Source organism: Gordonia sp. G4, assembly GCF_057770005.1.
In genome coordinates, this window is sequence record NZ_CM173442.1 from 180840 (window position 1) to 202368 (window position 21529).

Here is a 21529-nt window from a genome sequence, read left to right on the forward strand (position 1 = left end):
TCCGAACATCAGGAGCGAGCATGGCCCACCTTTACGATCTGCGGGGTCTGCCCCGCTGGCACCCCGACCCGCTGGTACGCGAGACGCTCGACCGCATCCGGCGCTGCGGTTGGGCGGTGACGGCAGTCAGTGACGAGTGCACGTTCCACTCTCACGAATGCGAAGCACCGGACTACTCCTTCGCGTACACCACCGGCCTGCGCTTGCACGACCTCCCAGAGTTGGCGGTATACGGGCTGGGTGCCCGAACGAGTGCATTGGTTCTCAACGAGTTGGCCAGCGTGTTTCACACCTATGACTGGCACGCGATCGTGTCGAATTCGATTCCCGTGCACTGAAATCACTTGATGTTCCGGTCACCGTGATCGAAGTGATGGACAAATCCGATCTAACCGTCACCAACGTCCTCTACCCGGACGCTCCGGCCTTGCAGGCGGTGTGGCCCGACGACCTGGGCAGCTATCCGTGGGAAGAGAGTTACACCCTTGCACCGGAACACCAGTTCGTGAAGGGCGTGCATGACCCGCGATCGACCAGAGTCGATAGTCCGCGCGTAATCTACCCGCACCCCGGAATGAACCGGGCGCACCGCGCAAGGCGTCCCGAAGCCGACGTCGACGCTGAGCAGGCGCGCGGCGAGGCGCTCAGCCTGAGTTGAGGGGGCCATCAGCCGTTCGGTTCTTGTCGGTGCCCCCGGATACAGTTATTTCCTACAGGCCACAGATGAAAGACGCATATCGGCAGACGGTTACGCCGGTGTCGAACCAACGATGACGAGAAGCCCTGCCTCCAGTTCCGTCCTGTGATGTGGAAGGTCCGTCATGACAACAACACTCGCCACCATGCTGTGCCCAGAGACCGAAAGTGTCGACCACTCCGGCGGTGAGCGTTATCTCGCCGTGTTGGCTGCGATTCGCGAGGCGCTGTGGGATCTGCCCCCTGGCGGCGCGGAGCCGACCGGCCGCCAAGCGAGCACCGCGATGTCTCTGCTGATCGAACTGCGCTCCATCCTGGACCATCACGCCGCCGTCGGAGCTGCCACCCTCGACCGTCTCGGTGTGGCCCGACAGTCGACCGGCAAGACGTCCACCCTGCTGATCACGATGGGTGCAGCACCCGCAATCGCGCACCGCTGGTTGCGGATCGGCAACGCACACGCGTGGCTCTGTCGGTTACCGGGCTACACCGCCGACGGCGCGATCCCCGGCGAACACGCCGGTGCCGTCGTGAGCGGCATAGCTCATGTCGGGCGTCGAGCACCCGAGGGTGTCTGCGCCGAGGAGCGAGCAGAGGTCGAGCAGACCCTCATCGCGCACGCGATGTCCGGCGCCACCCCTGCCGAAATTGCCCAGAGGGCGCGCGAACTGGGCAACGAGTATGCGGTCGGGACTGGCGGCCTGCCTGCTGGCGAGGACCGCACCATCAACGAGTTCACCCTCACCCCGACCGGGGAAGGCCGAGTCAGCGTGCGCGGCGATCTCGACACAGTCATCGGCGAAAAGCTCACCGCGGCAATCGAATCTCTGAACACACCGAGGCCTGAGCCCGACGGCTCCGACGACTCTCGGACCACCGGGGCCCGCAACGCGGATGCTCTGGAACTCATCCTCGATGCCGCCGCGGTGGCCGACACCACCCTTGCAACCCCACCGAAGACTCACGTCAGCGTGCTCCTGCCGGCGGCTGCTCCGGACAAGGCCAGCCTGTTGTGGCTGGGTTCGATCAGCCCCACCACCGCATCCTTGCTGGCGTGCGACTCCTCTGTCAGCGACGTGGTAATCGACGGCGACACCGTCCCCCTGCAGATGGGCACTTCCAGACGACTGTTCCCGGCGCATCTGCGTAGAGCGATCATCATCCGCGACCGGTGCTGCATCAAATGCGGTGCGCCGGCGGGCCGCACCCACGTCCACCACATCCAGTTCTGGAGCCACGGCGGTTCCACCGATATCGACAACGGGTGCTTGCTCTGTCCGTCCTGCCACGCCCACATCCACGCCGGCCAGTGGGAGATCGTCATGGGGCGCGACCGCCACCCGTGGCTGGTCCCACCCGCATCGATCGATCCGAGCCGAACGCCGTTGCCGGCATACAACCGCCGCACCATGACTCTCGATGATCGGGCCGCCGCCTGATCCATCACGCTGGTCGATGACCGACTCGCATCGGCGAACGGCCGGAGAACTTGAGCGCCCAATTTCTGAAGGCGAATCCCGACAAGGGACGACGCCCCGCGTAGCACCTTTCGCACCGATCCGTCGGAGCGCGCATGCCCTTTGAGAACTTCACAGTGTTGACGCCCGACCTGTGGTGCGGCTGAAATGCGTAAGGCCCCACCTCTCTGTTGGGAGGTGGGGCCTTACAGCGCGACCATCAGGTCGGTGCGAAGTCACCAGCTGGACTTCTGCACACCCGGCAGGTCGACGCCGCGACCTACGCCGACCCGCAGGCCGCGGTCGCGTGGTCGTCGAGCCTGCGCACGTCGGTGAAGTCCAACGACTCGTTCAACCTCGGCACCCTCATGGGTCGGAGCACCGGCGAGCGGTTCACCCTCGAGTTCTCCGGGCGCGGTTTCGTCGTCGTCCAACCGTCCGAACTGCCGCCCGGCGGATTCGTCGGCGGCACCGGTGGCGGGGGCTCTGCGGGGTCCGGCGCCGGCGGCATGCTGGGCGGCATCCTCGGCCGCTGACCGACCGGGATTTCGTAGCGAGAATCGGTGCTATACACCATCTTTCGCTACCGAATCCGACGGGAAGGTAACGTCGACGCCATGCCCGAAGCAAGCGCGACCGTCCTCGTCCGACAACCCCTCACCACGGTGTGGGAGTACTGCCTCATCCCGGAGCACGTCGCGGCGCTGACGCCCGGCGTGATCGGCGTCGAGACCGTCACCGACGGGCCGGTCGCGGTGGGGACCGTGTGGCGGGGGCAGATGAAGGGCCTCGGCCGCGCGGTCGACTGGAGCGGCGAGTTCACGCGGGTGGATGCGCACGCGGCCACCGAGTTCTCCTCGACGGAGTCACCGCTCGAGTTCGCCATCTCTGCCACGTTCGCGGAGGTCCGCCGCGGCGTCGAACTCACCTACCGCATCCGCAACGCAGGCGTCGGCGGGGCTGTCGGGAAGCTCGCCGACGCGCTGGCGATCCGCGCGTATCAGCGGTCGCTCTCCGCGAACGCGAAGAAGCTTCCGCGCCTCGTCGACGAATGGGCCGCGACCCGCTGACAGCAACAGCCCCACTTCGCGTGAGCGAGGTGGGGCTGTTGCTGAATCGGCAGCTGGAATGCGCGCTATGAGCGCATTGATGCTACGAAATCCGAGGGGTGAAAATCACCAGCTGGACTTCTGCACGCCCGGCAGCTCGCCGGCGTGCGCCATGTCGCGCAGGCAGATACGGCACAGGCCGAACTTGCGGAACACCGAGTGCGGGCGGCCGCACTTGTTGCACCGGGTGTAGGCCCGCACGGCGAACTTGGGCTTCTTGTTGGCCTTGTTGACCAGAGCCTTCTTTGCCATGTCAGTTGTCCTTAACGTTGTTGTCCTTGAACGGGAAGCCCAGGGCACGCAGCAGCGCCCGGCCTTCGTCGTCCGTGGTGGCCGACGTCACGACGGTGATGTCCATACCGCGGGGCCGGTCGATGTTGTCGATGTTGATCTCGTGGAACATCGACTGCTCGTTCAGGCCGAACGTGTAGTTGCCGTTGCCGTCGAACTGACGGTCCGACAGGCCGCGGAAGTCGCGGATACGCGGGAGGGCGATGGACACGAGACGGTCCAGGAACTCCCACATGCGGTCGCCACGGAGGGTGACGCGCGCACCGATCGGCATGCCCTCGCGCAGCTTGAACTGTGCGATGGACTTGCGAGCGCGACGGATCTCCGGCTTCTGGCCGGTGATCTTGGCCAGATCCTCGACGGCGCCGTTGATCAGCTTCGCGTCACGGGCGGCGTCGCCGACGCCCATGTTCACGACGACCTTCACGACGCCCGGGATCAGCATCACGTTGGGGTATTCGAACTCTTTGTTCAGCGTGTCCTTGATCTCCTCGCGGTAGCGAGTCTTCAGGCGCGGCTGGATCTTGGGTTCAGTAGAGGTCATGTCAGATGTCCTTCCCGCTCTTGCGCGAGATCCGGACCTTCTTGCCCGTTTCCTCGTCGACGCGGTAGCCGACGCGAGTCGGGTTGCCGTCGGAGTCCACGACCATCACGTTCGAGACGTGGATCGAGGCTTCCTGGGTCACGATGCCTCCGGAGGAGGCACCGCGCTCGTTGGCCGACGCGGCGGTGTGCTTCTTGATTCGGTTGACGCCCTCGACGAGGACACGCTGGGTCTTCGGGAAGGCCTGGATGACCTTGCCCTTGGCGCCCTTGTCCTTGCCCGAGATGACGATCACGGTGTCACCCTTGTGGACCTTCATGTCAGATCACCTCCGGTGCCAGCGATACGATCTTCATGAACTTCTTCTCACGCAGCTCACGGCCGACCGGGCCGAAGATGCGGGTTCCGCGGGGGTCGCTCTCACCCTTGAGGATGACGGCGGCGTTCTCGTCGAAGCGGATGTAGCTTCCGTCCGCACGACGGCGCTCCTTGGTGGTGCGCACGATGACGGCCTTGACGACCTCACCCTTCTTGACGTTGCCGCCCGGGATGGCGTCCTTGACAGTGGCGACGATGACGTCGCCAATGCCGGCGTAGCGCCGCGAGGAACCGCCGAGCACGCGGATGCACAAGATCTCCTTGGCACCGGTGTTGTCGGCGACTCGCAGGCGGGATTCCTGCTGAATCACTCGTTAGTCTCCTTGACCTGGCTTCTTATGTACGGCGGATTTCCGACCCGACGCACACGGTCTGTTGCCATCGAACACACGCCTGCCTGGGGTTTTGACCAGGTTGTGACACCCGGGCCGTCCGCCCCAGTGGGTTCGTGAGCCGATTCGCGACACAGCGGCGCCGCAGGCAACCCCACAAGTGTAGGGGAATGCCCAGGTCCCGGCCAAATCGATGGTCCCGGCGACCGAGCGGGGGTTTCGGATGACGCCGGGCCGGCAAAGTTTTCCGCGCACTGACCCATCTGGGGTGCACCGCCACGCGAAGCACCCATGAGACGAGATCGACCAGACACAAGCCCGTCCGGCGAGCAATCAGTGCGAGCCGGAAGGGAGCGAAACACGGGGGGCGTGTCAGCGCCGGGGGTAATTCTCGGCTGCCGATCGTGAGCCGAACGGTCACCATGCTCCCCGGGCTCCGCAGTTCAGTCCGACAACTGCGGCCTGACGGCAAGTCCTCGACTCGGGGCCACCAGCCCCGTGAGCGATGACCGGAGTTCGAATCCCCCAGTCCGAGCCGGGTTCGACGCTGCCGTGCGGGCACGCACTCACAGGGGAGGCACGCGTGACCACAGACGACGCGGTCCGGAACACCGTTGCTACCGACATCGACACCGACCTGACGATCCCGATGACCGCCGCTCAGCGCGGCATCTTCTACGCCCAGCAGCTCGAGCCGGACGTGCCGATGACCATCGACGCGTTCGTCGAATTCCGCGGCGACACATCGGGTCCGCAGGGCGAGAGCGGTGACGACCCACTCGTCGACGTCGATCCGGACATCATGCAGCGTGCTGTCACCCTCACCGAGAGTGAGACCGAGGCCCCGCTGCTGCGGCTGATCCCGACCGACGACGGCGAACCGATGATGGTTCTCGACCGGTCGCAGCACGTGGTGCTGGGTCGACAGGACTTCTCAGACGCCGAGGACCCGCGCGCGGCCGCACTGGCCTGGATCGACCGCCGGCGAAGTGCCAGCTCAGACGTCTTCGCCGACAACATCCTCGAGACACACCTGCTCAAAGTGGGTCCCGGACACTCGATCTGGTATTGCCACGGTCACCACATCGGCTTCGACGGCTATGCCGCGATGTACATGATGCTTCGTGTCGCCTCGCATTACACGGCGATCGTGAACGGAACGCCGCCGCCGATCGCGGACACCGCGTCGATGGTCGACATCGCCGAGTTCGACCGCGAGTACCGTGCCTCCGCCAAGTTCGCCGAGGACCGCGAGCACTGGGCGTCCCATCTGGCCGATATGCCCGAGATGACCACTCTCACCAGCCTTTCCGCTCCGGCCGCGCCGTTGTCGGTCGTCCGATCGGCGGTCCTCGACGACACCCTCGTCGCCCGGATCCGCGAGCTCGGACACAGCCACCGGGTCCGGCCGGCGTCGGTCATCACCGCTGCGGTGGCCGCCTACGTCGCGCGCTACACCGACCGCGACGAGGCCATGCTGAGCCTGCCGGTCGCGGCCCGCGACCGCGACGTGCTGCGCACCTCGGCGGGTCTGACCTCCAACGTCGTCCCGTTGCGTATCGCGCTCCACGACGATTCCGCCACCGTGACCGATCTGCTGAAATCGGTCAACGCGGAGATCAAGTCCGCCGTCCGGCACCAGAAGTTCCGGCACGAGGACATCACCTCCCAGATCCTCGGGGCAGCGGGGGCGCGGCGTGGCTTCTTCGGCCCGCTCGTCAACGTCATGCTGTTCTTCCAGCACATCGACTTCGGCCCGCTCAAGGGCGAATTGCACGTCCTGTCCACCGGACCGATCGAGGACCTGTCGGTCAACGTGTACGACAGCCTCGACGGCGGGATGACCCTGGACCTCGAGGCGAATCCGAACATCTACCCGGACGACGACGTCACCACCCACCACCGTCGTCTCGTCGACTTCGTGACCGCCTTCGTCGGTGCGCCCGGCGACACGAGGATGTCGGACCTGCACCTCCTGACCGACGCCGAACGCGAAGCGCTACCCGAGCGCATGACCGGGGAACGGGTCGACCACGGCGACACAACGCTCGTCGACCTGCTCGACGGGGGAGCCGCCGCCCACCCCGACGCCACCGCGGTGACCGATGCACAGGATGGGCACTCGCTCACCCATCGCGAGTTCGCCCGCGCAGCAACACAGATCGCTGCGGCGCTCACGCGTCGCGGGATCGGCCCCGAGAGCGTCGTCGGTGTTCAACTGCACCGCAGCACCGACCAGGTCCTGGCTCTGCACGCCGTCATCCGTGCCGGCGCCGCGTTCCTGCCGATCGACCCGGCCGAACCCGCCGATCGTCTCGGCCACATTCTCGAGGTGGCCTCGCCCGATCTCGTCATCACCGACGCGGTGCTCGCCGATCTGCGCGCCGACGAGGACGCCGATGGGGCCGCTCCGGCGCGCCCGGGTCCCGACGCGGCCGCATATGTGCTGTTCACCTCGGGCTCCACCGGAAAGCCCAAGGGCGTGGTCATCACTCACCGCGCCATCGTCAACCGCCTCGCGTGGATGCAGTCCCGCTATGCACTCGACGCCGATGATCGGGTGCTGCAGAAGACCCCGTCCACCTTCGACGTGTCTGTGTGGGAGTTCTTCTGGCCCTTCACCACCGGGGCCGCACTGGTCGTGCCGAGCGCCGACGGACACCGCGACCCGTGGTACCTGCGCGACGTGATCGCCGAGCACCGCGTCACCACCGTGCACTTCGTCCCCTCGATGCTGGCCGCCTTCACCGCGGCTCTCGACGCCGACGACTCCTCGATGCTGACGAGCCTGCGTCAGATCTTCACCAGCGGTGAGGCTCTGACGCCCTCGACCGTCGGCGCCACGGCGACGCTGACCGCCGCGCCGATCCACAACCTCTACGGTCCCACCGAAGCCGCGATCGATGTCACCCATCACGACGACTGCCGCGCGGACCTCTCGGTGATCCCGATCGGTTCCCCGGTGTGGAACACCAGCGTCCACGTGCTCGACCACCGCCTGCGGCCGCAGCCGCCCGGCGCGATCGGCGAACTCTATCTCGGCGGTGTCCAGCTGGCCCGCGGCTACCGGTCACGCGCGGACCTGACCGCGTCGCGTTTCGTCGCCTCGCCCGAGACCCCGGGCGAGCGGCTCTACCGCACCGGAGATCTCGTCCGCCTGAACGCCACGGGCGAGCTGGAGTACCTCGGCCGCACCGACTCCCAGGTGAAGATCCGCGGCCAGCGCGTCGAGCTGGGTGAGATCGAATCGACGCTCAGTGCCCTCGACGACGTCACCGCCGCCGGCGTGGTGATCCGCGACGACCTGGTCGCCGGCGAAGCCGCGATCGTCGGCTACGTCACCGGCACCGGACTCGCCGACCGTGACCTGCGCGCCGAACTCCGCACCGCGCTACCGGATCACATGATCCCCACCGCGATCATGGTCCTCGACTCCCTGCCCACCACCGCCAACGGCAAGCTCGACCGCCGCGCCCTGCCCCGGCCGGACCTACGGACCCACCGCGAGTTCGTCCCCGCCCGTACCGCGCTCGAACGCCTCGTCGTCACCACCGTCGCCGATGTGCTGGATCTGCAGGACGACGCATCCGACCGCCGGTCCGGGCGTTCCCCGCATGCCGGGTCGGCGTCGGTCTCGCTGAGCGACAACTTCTTCGAGATCGGCGGATCGTCGCTGTCGGCCACGCGGATGGCGTCGCGCCTGTCCCGGGCGACCGGCAACCGGATCGGGATCCGCACGGTGTTCGACGCCGACGACCTCGCCGGCATCGTCGCCACCCTCACCGACCTCGGCGTCGACTCCGACCATCCGGCCGCCACGGGTCCCACCGGGGCCGACGACACCGCCGGCCGGACCGCGTCCGGAGCCGTGCCGCTGTCCCCCGCCCAGCACCGCCTGTGGCTGGCGACCCGACTGGACCCGGCGTCCGCGGCCACCTACAACATGCCGTTCACCGTCCGCTTCGTCGGCGCCCTCGACACCGATGCGCTCCGCGCGGCGCTCGTCGACGTGGTCCGCCGACACGAGCCGCTGCGCAGCGTCGTCGCCGAGATCGACGGTGTGGCATGCATCTCCGCGGCCGATCCGGATACGGTCGACGTCGACCTGCCGGTCCTCGCGACCGCCGACATCGCGCAGTGCCCGGATCGCGACTTCGCCTCGATCCCCTTCGACCTGGCCGCCGAGATCCCCGTTCGCGCGCGCCTCGTCCGCACCGCCGACGACGATCACCGCCTGACGATGGTCGTCCATCACATCGCGGCCGACGGCTGGTCGCTGGCACCCCTCGCCGGTGACCTGGCCACCGCCTATCGAGCACGTCGCGACGGGAACGAGCCCACGTGGGCCGAACTGCCGGTCAGCTACTCGCAGACCAGCGCCGCGCGTCACGCCTGGCTCGACGAGAGTCCCCACGCCGCGGCCGAACTCGACTTCTGGCGGACCACGCTCGACGGGGCGCCGGGCGAGACCGAACTGCCCCTCGACCGGCCCCGGACCCGGGACTCCGAGGTCACCGGCCGGTCCGGCTCGTCGGTGACGTCGACGATCGACACCGACACCTACGGCGCGATCCGGACCGTCGCCGCCGATGCCGATGCCACCGTGTTCATGGTGCTCCACGCATCGGTCGCGCTCCTGCTGCGATCCCTCGCGCAGACCTCCGATGTCATCGTCGGCACACCGGTGTCCGGGCGCGGCGAGGCCGACCTCGACGACCTCGTCGGCATGTTCGTCAACACGCTCGCGTTGCGCACCGACGTCGACAAGGACTTGCCGTTCGCGGATCTGGTCGCCCGGGTACGGAACACCGACCTGAACGCGTTCGACAACGCCGACATGCCGTTCGACCGTCTCGTGACGGAGCTGAATCCGGTCCGGTCGGGCAACGTCCACCCGTTCTTCCAGGTGTCGCTGGCCCTGGAGGACCGCTCCGCGATCCGCCTCGACTTCGCCGGGCTCGCGGCGACCGCGTCCCGTGTGGACACCGGCCGCACCACCTTCGACCTGCAGTTCACCTTCACCGAGGTGCGCGGGGCGACCGGCGAACCGACGGGTCTCACCCTCGAGATCGGCTATGCCACCGCACTGTTCGACCGGGACACGGTGGCCGGGCTGGGCTCGCGCCTGATCCGTCTGCTCGACGCCGCGACCGCCGACCCGGGCACACCCGTCGGCGACCTGCCCGTCCTCGACCTGCACGAGCGTCTCGACCTCGTGCCGGCCGTCGGCGAGGGCAGCCGCCCCGTGGAGCACCTGACGCGGCTGCTGTCCGCGGCCGCGGAGTCCTCGCCGCACCGCATCGCGGTCACCGACGGCACCCGGTCGCTGACCTATCGAGAGCTCGACGCGGCGTCGAACCGGCTGGCGCGGTTGCTCATCGAGGGCGGGGCCGGTCCCGAACGTCATGTGGCCGTGGCCCTCCCGCGAGGCGTGGAGTGGATGACCACGATGTGGGCGATCGCCCGCACCGGCGCAGCCTGGGTCCCGGTCGATCCCGCCTACCCGGCGGCTCGCATCGAACACATGCTGACCGACTCGGGGACGCAGCTGCTCGTCACCGACAGCGCGTCCGATCCACGCGCCGGCGGCGAGATCACGACCGTCGTGCTCGACGACCCGGCCACCCGCGACCGCATCGACGCCGAATCGCCCGCCCCCGTGGCCGATTCGGACCGCCTCGGTGTCCTCGACGTCGACCAGCCCGCCTACCTGATCTACACCTCCGGCACCACCGGCACACCGAAGGGCGTGGTGGTCAGCCACCGCGGACTCGCCGACTTCGGCGCGCAGCAGGTCACCCAGTACGGGATCACCCCCCGGAGCCGGACGATGCACATGGCCTCGCCGAGCTTCGACGCGTCGGTGCTGGAGATCCTGATGGCCGTCTCCGCCGGCTCGACGATGCACATCGTCCCGCCGGGAATCGTCGGCGGCGCCGAGCTCGCCGAGCTCATGCGCGACGCGCGGATCACGCACGCGTTCCTGACCCCGTCGGTGCTGACGACCATGTCCCCGGACGACGTCCCCGACCTGGAGGCTCTCGTCATCGGCGGCGAGCACCCGAACTCCGAGGTGGTGCGCACCTGGTCGAGCGGCCCGCAGCTGTTCAACGCCTACGGTCCCACCGAGACCACCGTCGTCGCCGCGGTGTCGTCGCCGATCAGCCCCGACTACACGACGCTCACGATCGGCCGGCCCATCCGCGGAATCTCCGCGGTGGTGCTCGACGAGCGCCTGCGCCCGGTGGCCCCCGGCGCGATCGGCGAGTTGTACATCGCCGGTGAGCATCTCGCCCGCGGTTACCACGGTGTCCGGCCCTTGACGTCCAAGCGGTTCATCGCCAACCCGTACGGCGATCCCGGTGAGCGGATGTACCGCACCGGCGACCTCGTGCGATGGACCCCCGACCACGAACTCGAGTTCCGCGGGCGCGCCGACCACCAGACCAAGATCCGCGGGCATCGCATCGAACTCGGTGAGATCGATGCCGCCCTCGTCGCCGACGATGCTGTCCGTGCCGCCGTCACCACCACGCACGGCGAAGGCGACCGCGCGCATCTCGTGTCGTACGTGACGGTCACCGACGGCGAGCACGGTCAGGCCGCGGCGGTGCGGGACCGGTTGGCGCAACGGCTCCCTCGGCACATGATCCCGTCCGCCATCATCGAACTCGACGAGATCCCCACGACCCCGATCGGCAAGGTCGACCTCCGGGCACTGCCGGCGCCGGAAGCCGCGTCGGTCGGCGGAGACGTCGCGTTCGACGCGCCGCGGACCCCGATCGAGCGGGCCGTCGCCGACCTCATCGCCGAGCGTCTCGAGCTCGAACCCGGCACCATCGGGCGCGATCACGACTTCTTCGATCTCGGCGGCAACTCGCTGCTGGCCACCCAGATCGTCGGCGCGCTCGAGAACCTCACCGGGCGTCGCATCCCCGTCCGCGAGGTCTTCGACCACTCGACCGTCGCCGGCATCGCCCGGCTCGGCGGCGCCGACACGGGCGACACATCTGTCGTCGAAACGCACACCCTGCCCGACCTGCGGCACGATCCGGACCGCCCGGCCCATCCCGGGCCCGCCCAGCAGCAGTTGTGGTTCCTCAACCAGCTCGCGGCCGGTTCCGACGCCGGTGAACGCCGCATGGAGGTCGAGAACGGCTCGCCGACCGCCGATTACGCCATCGCCTTCGCTCTGGATCTCCGCGGCGACCTCGACGTGGCAGCGCTGTCCGGCGCACTCCGGTACGCCGTCGGACGCCACGAGATGCTGCGCACGGTGTACCCCGAACACGACGGACGACCTGTCCTCGACGTGCGTCCCGTCGACGAGGCGCACACCGACCTCACCGTCGCCGAGACGACCGCGACCGACTGGCCGGAGCTCGCGCAGGCGCTGGCCCGCCGTCCGTTCGACCTCACCGCCGACGTGCCGCTGCGGGTCGCGCTGCACCGGATCGACGGCGACGCGGCACACCACAAGCTGACCCTCGTCATCCACCACATCGCCGCCGACGGCTGGTCGATGGTGCCGCTGCACCGCGACATCACCCGCGCGTACGCCGAGCTGCATACCGCCGCCGAGAACGGCACCGAACCCACGGTCACCGCCAACCCCGGGGCCCTGGACTACCGTGACTACCTGCGCTGGCAGGCGCAGTACCTCGACACCCGGCCGGATCTGGCCGACCGGTGGCGAGAGGACCTCGACGGCCTCGATGTCGGACCGATCCTCGTACCCGACGCACCGGCCGGGGCCACCCGGACCGCGGGTGTCGTCGAGGTCGAGTTCGACGCCGGGCTGCGCAACCGCCTCAGCGCCCTGGGCAACGGCCGGGCGACCGAGTTCATGTGCGTGCACGCGGTGTTCGCCGCCCTGCTGCACCGGCTGAATGCCGACCCCCAGGTGCACGTCGCCGGCTCGGCATCGGACATCGTCATCGGCACCCCGGTCGCCGGACGCGCCGATCCCCGCCTGGCCGAGATCGTCGGCATGTTCGTGAACTCCGTCGTCCTCCGGACCCCGGTCGACGGGAGTCAGGGGTTCGCGACATTGCTCGACTCCGTCCGCAACCGTGATCTCGAAGCACTCTCGGCCGCCGACATGCCGTTCGAGCAGATCGTCTCGATGCTCAATCCGCCTCGGACGGACCGGCATCCGGTGTTCCAGATCGCCCTGGCCTTCGACGCCGGGGTCTCCGACACCCTCGAGCCGGACCACACCAGAGTGGACCTGCCCGGCCTGCAGATCGTCGCCGAGGAGATCGACACCGAGGGTGTGCGATTCGACCTCGAGCTGCGAATCCGCAACGGGCGCGCGCGGTTCACCTATGCGACCGACGTCCACAGTTCCGAGCGTGTCACCGAACTGGCCCGGATGTTCGTCGACCTCGCGCGTACGGTCGCCGCGGACCCGTCCACACCTCTCGACGACCTCGCCGTCGGCGACGATCTCGCGAACACCATCGACGCCGATGTCCACGACGACCGGACCGTCGAGCCGAGACACCTCGCCGACATCATCGCCGACACCGTCATCGATCACTCCGATCGAGTCGCCATCGAGGACGGCGACCGCACCCTCACCTACGCCGAGATCGACCAGATCTCCGCTCGCTGGGCCCGCGTGCTGCGCGATCTCGGGGTCGGACCTGAGGACGTGATCGCGATCGCCGTCGATCGCAGCTTGGAGTCGGTGATCGCCACATGGGCGGTGGCCAAGTCCGGTGCCGCCGCCCTGCCGGTCGACATGCGCTACCCGGCCGAGCGGATCGCGCACATGATCGCCGATTCCGGGGCCATCCTGGGTATCAGCGGCTCCGATCACCGCCGCGATGTGCCGCACGACATCTGGTGGCTCACCCCGCAGGACCTGTGCACGAGCGAGCGCTCGGCGTTGGGTTCCCCGGTGCGGCACCCGGATTCGGTCGCCTACATCGTCTACACCTCGGGATCCACCGGAAAACCCAAGGGCGTCAGCGTGACCCATCGCGGCCTGGCCGCCTTCGCGGCGAGCCAGCGGGAACGGTACGAGGTCGGCCCGGGTGACCGCACCCTGCTGTTCGCCTCCCCCTCGTTCGACGCATCGATGCTGGAGTTCCTCCTCGCGGTCGAGTCCGGCGCGACGATGGTGGTCGCGCCGACCACGATCTACGGCGGAGACGAACTCGTCGAGTTCCTCGACGAACGGGAGGTGACCCACGCGTTCATCACCCCGTCGGCGCTCGCCGCCGCCGCCCCGCATCCGCTGCCCCACCTGCGGACCCTGGGTGTGGGCGGCGAGGCGAGCACCCCGGAGCTGGTGGCGCGCTGGGGAACCGGCCGACGCTACATCAACTGCTACGGACCCACCGAGACGACCATCGTCGCCGCGATGTCGACGCCACTACACCCGGGTGACCCGATCACCATCGGCACACCGGTCCACGAGTGCACCGCACTCGTCCTCGACCACCGGCTGCGCCCGCTGCCCGACCACGTCCCCGGCGAGCTCTACCTCGCCGGACCGGGAGTGGCACGCGGCTACCTGGGCCGGCGGAGCCTGACCGCCGGACGATTCGTGGCGTCCCCGGTCGGCCGCGGGTCCGTCATGTACCGCACCGGCGACATCGTCCACCGCGACGCCGCGGGCGCACTGACCTACCACGGACGCAGCGACAACCAGGTGAAGGTTCGCGGTTTCCGCATCGAACTCGACGAGGTGAGCGCCGCGCTGGCGGCCGTCGACGGAGTCGACTTCGCCACCACCGTCGTCCGCGGCGAGAGCGCATCGGCCACCCTGGTCGGATACGTCACCAGCTCGGTCGAGACCCTGGACACCGCAACGGTTCTCGAGGACATGCGCCGCAGGCTCCCCCGCCACATGGTCCCGTCCGCGATCGTCGTGCTCGACGAGATCCCCTTGACCGGCAACGGCAAGCTCGACCGCCGGGCGCTGCCGGAACCCTCGGCGAGCAGCATCTCGTCCGCCGGCCGCGCGCCGCGGACCGACGCCGAGACCGCGCTGGTCGAGATCGTCGCCGACGTGCTCGGGCTCGCCCCTGACGAGGTGGGGGCCACCGACGACTTCTTCCAGCTGGGCGGCACCTCGCTGCAGGCGACGACGCTGGTCAGCCGGATCAACCGGGCGTCCATCGACGGCCGGCTCCGCGTCCGGGACGTGTTCGACAACCCGACCGCCGAGGCGCTCGCCGGCCTCATCAGCCTGCCCGAGGACTGGGAAGCCACCGCCGACGACGCGACCGGCCGCCCGGTTCGACGGGATACGTTCCCGCTCGCACCGGTCCAGCGCCGCCTGTGGTCGCTGGCGGTCGCCGACCCCGCGTCGACCGAATACCTCATGCCCTTCGTCCTGCGACTCGCCGGCGACGTCGACGTCGACTCCCTCCGAGGAGCTTTGACCGATGTCGTCGCACGGCACACGAGCCTGCGGACGGTCTTCGAGGCCGCGGACGGCACCCCGTCCGGCCGGGTGCTCGACGACCCCGAGGCCGTCGTCGGCGCGCTGACCCCGGTCGCTCCCGCGGACACGGACGCTCTCATGGGCGAGATCGCGCGTCTCGCATCGACGCCGATCGACCCGACCACCGAGGCCCCGCTCCGGGCGTCCCTCCTCGTCGAGCCCGGCACCCGGGCCGACGATCCCGCCCATGTCCTGATGCTCGTCGTGCACCACATCGCGGCCGACGGCGCGTCGCTGCCGATCCTCGTCGGCGACCTGGCCCAGGCCTACCGCGAACGACGCGCCGGCCGCGCCGAGCAGTGGGCGGCAGCTGAACTCGACTACCGCGACCACGCCGTCGAGAGTGCGGCAGCGCCCGCGGCCGGAGAAGAGCTGGAGTTCTGGACCGAGCACCTCGCGGGTGCGCCCGCCGAGAGCACGGTCGAACCGGTGACCGGTGGGCGACGCGAATCCGGCGCCCGGTCGGTGAGCCTCAAGCTTCCGGCACACACCAGGGCGGGCCTGACCGCTTTCGCCCGCGAGCAGTCGACGACTCCGTTCTCCGTCATGCACACCGCGCTCGCGATCCTGCTGCACCGCCTCGGGGTCGGTGACGATCTGGTGATCGGCAGCCCCGTCGACAACCGCACCGGGATGGCCGGCGTCGACCGCGACTACAGCGGCGTGGTCGGCATGTTCGTGAACATGGTGCCGCTGCGGAGCCACCTGCGCAGCGCGGAGACCGTCGCAGCGCTCGTCCGCCGTACCCGCGACTCCGACATCGACGCCCTCGATCACCGGGGCGTGCCGTTCGACGACGTGGTGTCCGCGCTCAATCCCGAACGCGCACACGGACGCCACCCGATCTTCCAGGTGGCGCTGTCGGTGCACGACTTCGCCGGCGGCGCACCGACGCCGGTCGGCGGCGCGGACTCCCTCGCCGGGGCCGCCGTCCCGATGGACGACGGACTCCTCGCCGAGGTGGCCGAATTCGATTCACTCGCGGCCAAGTTCGACCTGCAGTTCACCGTCACCGGCCTGGGTGCCACCGACGCCGACACCGACGCCGCCGTCCAGATCACCTATGACGCCGCCCGATACGGCCACGACGACGCCCAGATGCTGGGGACACGTCTGATGCGTGTGCTGCGCGGGATGCTCGGCGATCCCGGGCGCGCGATCGGCGACATCCGCATCACCGACCCACTCGAGGTCGCCGAACGCACCCCCGCTCTGGGCCCGCGCGGCCAGGCGCCGACGACGCTGGACGTGCTGATCGCCGACGCCGTGCGACGTCACCCGGACGGACTCGCCGTCATCGGGCAGCCCACCGGGGACGGCGACGCCCCCGAGACACTCACGTATGCCGAACTCGACGCCCGCTCGAACCGGCTGGCCCGGGTGCTGCTCGGCCGCGGGGTCGGCGCCTACGCACGGACGGACGACGAGCCGGGAACCGTGGGTCCCGACGTCCGGTCGTCCCGGGAGCCGGTGGTCGCGATGGCGATCAGCCGTTCCATCGATTCCCTGGTGGCGATCTGGGCGATCGTGAAGGCCGGCGCCGCGTATGTCCCGATCGACCCGGAGTATCCCGCCGACCGAATCGCGCACATGCTCGACGACAGCGGCGCGCAGCTGCTCGTGACGACGTCGTCCGCCTGGGAACGCATCCGGGAGAGCTCGGCCGGAGACGACGTACCGACCCTGGTCCTCGACGCGGCGCCGACCCGGACCCGCATGAAGCACTCGTCGCCGGCACCGATCACCGACGCCGAGCGGGAGTCGACGATCCGTCCGGATCAGTTGGCGTACATCATCTACACATCGGGGTCGACCGGTAAGCCCAAGGGCGTGCTGGTCCCGCACAGTGGCTTGCGTGCCGTGCACGACGAGCTCGCCGAGCGCATGAATCCCGGACCCACGTCGCGCGTGTTGCACTTCGCCTCACCGAGTTTCGATGCCTCGGTGTTGGAAATGCTCCTCGCGCTGGCCGGTTCGTCGGCGCTGACCATCGTGGAACCGCACGTCTACGGCGGTACCGCGCTCAGCGACGTGATCAGTGCGCGCCAGGCGACGCATGCGTTCATCACCCCCGCCGCGGTCGCCAGCATGGATCCCGCCGCTGTGCCGTCCCTGCGCGCTCTCGCAGTCGGTGGCGAGGCCTACGGGGCCGATCTCGTGCGGCGCTGGTCGCCAGGTCGCACGATGATCAACGTCTACGGCCCCACCGAGACGACGATCATCACGACCGGCAGCCGTTCGCTGACCCCGAACACGCCGCTGACGATCGGCACCCCGAACAACGGCGTCGGCGCGCTCGTCCTCGACGATCGGCTGCACCCGGTGCCGCCCGGCGTCACCGGGGACCTGTACCTGACGGGTGTCCAGCTCACGCGCGGCTACCACCGCCGGCCCGGACTCACCGCGATCCGGTTCGTCCCCGCACCGATGGTCACCGGGCCGCGGTTCGCCGGCCAGCGGATGTACCGCACCGGCGACCTGGTCCGCTGGACCGCCGACGGGCAGCTCGCCTACGTCGGCCGCAGTGACACCCAGGTCCAGGTCCGCGGGTTCCGCATCGAACTGGGTGAGATCGACGACGCGCTCGCCGCCGAACCCGACGTCGACTTCGCCGTCACGCTGGTGGACGGCACCGGAACCGCGGCGATCCTGCGCAGCTACGTGACCGCGACCCGCGGGTCCGATCCGGACCCCGCGGATCTGCGGCGCCGGGTGGCGCGCCGTCTGCCGCGGCACATGGTGCCCGTGTCGGTCTCCGTGCTCGACGACATCCCGCTGACCCCGACCGGCAAACTCGACCGGGCGGCGCTGCCGACGCCGGCCGTGTCCGCCTCGGGGAGAGCACCGGCACCCGGGACCGAGGCGACCGTCGCCCGCGTCTTCGCCGAGGTCCTCGAGGTCGACATCGACGCCGTCGGCGCCGACGACGGGTTCTTCGACCTGGGCGGCAACTCACTGATGGCCACCGCGGTGACCAGCAGACTGACCGAACTCACCGGGCTCCACGTCGCGGCGCAGACGCTGTTCGGGGCTCCGAGTCCCGCCGAACTCGCCGACCTGCTCGACGGGGAGGCGGATCCGAATCGGACCGACGGTCCGTCGACGTCGGGCCTCGACACACTGCTGCCGCTGCGCCGCGTCCCGGAGGACGCCGGAAACGTCGCTCCCGCACCACTGTTCGTGGTGCATCCGGCGATCGGCCTGTCCTGGAGCTTCACCTCGCTGCTTCCCCACCTGCCCGCCGACCGCGCGGTCTACGGCCTGCAGCATCCGGCGCTGGCCGGCGACCCGTGCCCGCGCACGATCGCCGACCTCGCCGAGGTCTACGTCTCGCGCTTGCGCACGGTCGCACCCGAGGGGCCCTACCACCTGCTCGGCTGGTCGCTGGGCGGGTTGATCGCCCACGAGATGGCCGTTCAGCTGCAGGAGGCCGGCGAGACCGTCGAGCAGCTCGTCCTGCTCGACAGCTATGTCGTCGCCGAACGGCCCGACCTCGACACCGAGGCGTCGATCGCGGAGCTGATGCGCGAGTTCGGACTCGACGTCCCCGACGACGTCATCCCGGACGGCGACTCCGCCGAACCCACGGTCGCCGACGCGTTCCGGATCATCTCCGCCGCGGGCGGAGCACTCGGCGGTCTGTCCGAGGAGACGCTCACCACCGTCCACGAGGTGTTTCGGCACGCGTCACCGCTGGCGCGGAACTGGCAGCCCCGCGTCTTCGACGGTGACCTCACCTTCGTCACCGCGACCGTGGACGCCCACGACGGTCCACCGGCCGTCGCCGGCTGGCACACGAAGGTCACCGGTCGCGTGGTCGAGATCGAGGCCAGCAGTACCCACGCGCGGATGTTGCTGCCGGAGAACGTCTCCGAGTGGATGACCGCAATCGAGGCTGGCCCGGGCACACCGGGAATCACAGCACAGGAGGAGGAATCATGACGAACCCGTTCGACGACACCGAGGGGACCTTTCGCGTCCTCGTCAATCACGAGAACCAGCATTCCCTGTGGCCGGACTTCGCCCCCGTTCCCGACGGCTGGCGCGTCGTGTTCGGTCCGTCGGGTCACGACGAGTGCCTGGAGTACGTCGAGGAGAACTGGCGAGACATGAGGCCCGCCAGTCTGATCCGGTCGATGGAACGTTCGCAGAACACTGAAAGGGAGGTCACACATGGGGCGGCACAGTATGGCTGACACGACCTCGGCGGACACCGCATCGCCGGACACGACTCCCGGCGGAATGTCCACCGACACGGTCACCCCCGCGCCGAACGCCCTCGAACTGCGCGGCCTACGAAAGACATTCCGCACCGGCCTGTTCGGCCGTGGCCGCCGCGTTCAGGCCCTCGACGGCCTGGACCTCACGGTGCCCGCGGGCACCGTGCACGCGCTGCTCGGACCCAACGGGGCGGGCAAGACCACGACCGTCCGCGCCGTGGCGACCCTGATGAAGCCCGACGAGGGCACCGTCCTCGTCGACGGGGTCGACGCCATCGCCGATCCCGGTGCCGCCCGCAAGATCATCGGCGTCTCCGGCCAGTACGCGGCCGTCGACGGGAACCTGACCGGTTTCGAGAACCTGCGGATGGTCGGGCAGCTCTACGGACTGTCGCGGGCCGAGGCCTCCGGGCGGGCGCGCGAACTGATCGCCGACCTCGCGCTCCAGGACGCGGCCGACCGGCCGATGCGCACCTACTCCGGCGGCATGCGCCGGCGGCTCGACCTCGCCGGTGCCCTCATCAACCGGCCGTCACTGGTGATCCTCGACGAGCCGACCACCGGGCTGGATCCGCGAGGTCGCCGACAGATGTGGGAGGTCATCACCGAACAGGTCGCGGGCGGTGCGACCGTACTGCTGACGACGCAGTACCTCGAGGAGGCCGATGCGCTGGCGGACGAGATCACCGTCATCGACCACGGCAGCATCCGGGCACAGGGCAGCGCCGCCGCACTCAAGGCCTCCACCGGCGCCTCGATCCTCACGATCGAGGTGCGTTCGGACGACGGCCACCACGACGAGCTGGTCGCCACCACACTCGCCGAGGTCGGACTCGGGATGCCCGAACGACTCGACGACCCGGACCGCACCGACGCACCCCTCGCCGAGCAGACGGCTGCCGGAGTCACGAAGTGGTCGGTACCGGTCGACGAGGGAACGCGCAGCGCGGTCTCCGCCGTCCGGGCACTGGATGCCGTCGGCATCGACGTCGTCGACGCCACCGTCGCGACCCCGACCCTCGACGACGTGTTCCTGGCGCTCACGGAGCGGAACACGCAGGCGAGCGACGGCGGCAGTGACCGCAGTGCCGGAGCACAGGCGACGGCCGACGCCGAGACCACCGTCATCCCGAGGGTGTCCGACGCCGATCCCGACCTCTCCCACGCCCCGACGACCCGATCGGATCGACTCCATGCTCACTGACACCGCAGTACTGGTCGAGCGGAACCTGCTGACCGTCAAGCGAATTCCCACACTGCTCATCAGTGCCACCATCCAGCCGCTGATGTTCGTGTTCCTGTTCGCCTACGTCTTCGGCGCGACCTTCGGCGGGGGCTCCTACCGCGAATTCCTGATGGCCGGCATCTTCACCCAGACCGTGGTGTTCAACGCGGCCTTCACCACCGTCGGTCTGGCGAACGACACCTCCGACGGCATCGTCGACCGGCTGCGGTCGCTGCCGATGTCCCGGCTGGGCGTCATCAGCGGTCGGGTCACCTCCGACATGCTCCTGGGCGTGGTCGGTCTCGCGGTGATGGTCGCCTGCGGCCTGGCGATCGGATGGCGCGTGTACGGCAGCGCGGGCGACGCCGCCCTTGCCTTCGGCATCATCGGCCTGTTCGCGCTCGCCATGGCGTGGGTGGGTGCGGTGACCGGTCTCGCCGCGCCGAATGTCGAAGCCGCGCAGAGCATCGGCTTCCTGTGGATGTTCCCCGTCACCTTCCTGTCGAGCGCCTTCATCTCCGCCCAGAGCCTGCCCGGGCCGTTGCGTGCGATCGCCGAGTGGAATCCGGTGACCGCAGTGGCGACCGCCTCCCGGCAGCTCTTCGGCAACGAGGCGCCCCCGACCTTCCCCGAGGCCACCGGATGGGTCGCCGACCACGCGGTCGGCTACTCGGTCGGTTCGGCCCTGGTCATACTGGCGGTGTGCATACCTGCGTCGCTCATCCTGTACCGCCGCTCCGCGAATCGATGACCTCTGCGTCAGCGCTGTGCGAATTCACGATCGGCATACCCGCGATCAACGATCGGCCGAGAAATCC

At 69.2% G+C, this 21529-nt stretch carries 12 protein-coding genes and 1 pseudogene; 9 read left to right on the forward strand and 4 right to left on the reverse strand.

What is annotated here, in order from left to right; genetic code table 11:
* Positions 1–20: 20 nt before the first annotated feature.
* From AC3B5T_RS00840 to AC3B5T_RS00860, 5 genes and pseudogenes are all read left to right on the forward strand, one after another.
* Positions 21–338 carry a DUF4262 domain-containing protein gene (locus AC3B5T_RS00840; protein WP_269432847.1) on the forward strand — a complete coding sequence of 106 codons (318 nt, stop codon included), beginning with the start codon at positions 21–23 and terminating at the stop codon, positions 336–338.
* A 23-nt stretch (positions 339–361) separates the two neighbouring features.
* Positions 362–658 (forward strand): DUF4262 domain-containing protein, encoded by a 297-nt coding sequence (locus tag AC3B5T_RS00845; protein WP_269432848.1) that lies wholly within the window; start codon positions 362–364, stop codon positions 656–658.
* Positions 659–821: 163 nt separating this feature from the next.
* Positions 822–2135, forward strand: a complete 1314-nt coding sequence (locus AC3B5T_RS00850) for an HNH endonuclease (RefSeq protein WP_231632795.1) — start codon at positions 822–824, stop codon at positions 2133–2135.
* 224 nt (positions 2136–2359) lie between these two features.
* A pseudogene (locus AC3B5T_RS00855) lies at positions 2360–2689 on the forward strand (AIM24 family protein); the annotation flags it as partial.
* A gap of 81 nt (positions 2690–2770) precedes the next feature.
* Positions 2771–3223, forward strand: a complete 453-nt coding sequence (locus AC3B5T_RS00860; RefSeq protein WP_055475155.1) for an SRPBCC family protein — start codon at positions 2771–2773, stop codon at positions 3221–3223.
* 105 nt (positions 3224–3328) lie between these two features.
* Here the strand turns inward: AC3B5T_RS00860 and AC3B5T_RS00865 are convergent, their stop codons facing one another.
* From AC3B5T_RS00865 to rplN, 4 genes are read right to left on the reverse strand one after another with little or no spacing between them, the layout of a single operon-like run.
* Positions 3329–3514, reverse strand: a complete 186-nt coding sequence (locus tag AC3B5T_RS00865; RefSeq protein ID WP_004019490.1) for a type Z 30S ribosomal protein S14 — start codon at positions 3512–3514, stop codon at positions 3329–3331.
* Between the two features lies 1 nt (position 3515).
* Entirely contained in the window at positions 3516–4097 is a 582-nt protein-coding gene (gene rplE, locus AC3B5T_RS00870; protein WP_055475154.1) for a 50S ribosomal protein L5, read from the reverse strand.
* A 1-nt stretch (position 4098) separates the two neighbouring features.
* Complete coding sequence (rplX, locus tag AC3B5T_RS00875; protein ID WP_005197643.1) at positions 4099–4416, reverse strand: 50S ribosomal protein L24; 318 nt, start codon at positions 4414–4416, stop codon at positions 4099–4101.
* Position 4417: 1 nt separating this feature from the next.
* Positions 4418–4786 (reverse strand): 50S ribosomal protein L14, encoded by a 369-nt coding sequence (gene rplN, locus AC3B5T_RS00880; protein ID WP_004019493.1) that lies wholly within the window; start codon positions 4784–4786, stop codon positions 4418–4420.
* Positions 4787–5390: 604 nt separating this feature from the next.
* Between rplN and AC3B5T_RS00885 the strand changes: the two genes are divergently transcribed.
* Genes AC3B5T_RS00885 through AC3B5T_RS00900 form a run of 4 tightly spaced genes read left to right on the forward strand, consistent with a single transcriptional unit; the run spans position 5391 to position 21462 of the window.
* Complete coding sequence (locus AC3B5T_RS00885) at positions 5391–19208, forward strand: non-ribosomal peptide synthetase (RefSeq protein ID WP_488358111.1); 13818 nt, start codon at positions 5391–5393, stop codon at positions 19206–19208.
* Positions 19205–19462: an MbtH family protein gene (locus AC3B5T_RS00890; protein ID WP_010842241.1), complete on the forward strand. Its 258-nt coding sequence runs from the start codon at positions 19205–19207 to the stop codon at positions 19460–19462. Before AC3B5T_RS00885 ends, AC3B5T_RS00890 begins: the two co-directional genes overlap by 4 nt.
* A complete protein-coding gene (locus AC3B5T_RS00895; protein WP_442902689.1) occupies positions 19440–20690 on the forward strand; it encodes an ABC transporter ATP-binding protein in 1251 nt (416 codons plus the stop codon). The genes AC3B5T_RS00890 and AC3B5T_RS00895 overlap by 23 nt, the downstream gene beginning before the upstream one ends.
* Positions 20680–21462 (forward strand): ABC transporter permease, encoded by a 783-nt coding sequence (locus AC3B5T_RS00900; protein WP_010842243.1) that lies wholly within the window; start codon positions 20680–20682, stop codon positions 21460–21462. Before AC3B5T_RS00895 ends, AC3B5T_RS00900 begins: the two co-directional genes overlap by 11 nt.
* The last annotated feature ends 67 nt before the right edge of the window (positions 21463–21529 follow it).

Coding starts and splice junctions, on each gene's coding strand:
- AC3B5T_RS00895 (WP_442902689.1), top strand. CDS start 19,440: ATGGGGCGGCACAGTATGGCTGACACGACCTCGGCGGACACCGCATCG.
- AC3B5T_RS00850 (WP_231632795.1), top strand. CDS start 822: ATGACAACAACACTCGCCACCATGCTGTGCCCAGAGACCGAAAGTGTC.
- rplX (WP_005197643.1), bottom strand. CDS start 4,416: ATGAAGGTCCACAAGGGTGACACCGTGATCGTCATCTCGGGCAAGGAC.
- AC3B5T_RS00860 (WP_055475155.1), top strand. CDS start 2,771: ATGCCCGAAGCAAGCGCGACCGTCCTCGTCCGACAACCCCTCACCACG.
- AC3B5T_RS00865 (WP_004019490.1), bottom strand. CDS start 3,514: ATGGCAAAGAAGGCTCTGGTCAACAAGGCCAACAAGAAGCCCAAGTTC.
- rplE (WP_055475154.1), bottom strand. CDS start 4,097: ATGACCTCTACTGAACCCAAGATCCAGCCGCGCCTGAAGACTCGCTAC.
- AC3B5T_RS00900 (WP_010842243.1), top strand. CDS start 20,680: ATGCTCACTGACACCGCAGTACTGGTCGAGCGGAACCTGCTGACCGTC.
- AC3B5T_RS00890 (WP_010842241.1), top strand. CDS start 19,205: ATGACGAACCCGTTCGACGACACCGAGGGGACCTTTCGCGTCCTCGTC.
- AC3B5T_RS00840 (WP_269432847.1), top strand. CDS start 21: ATGGCCCACCTTTACGATCTGCGGGGTCTGCCCCGCTGGCACCCCGAC.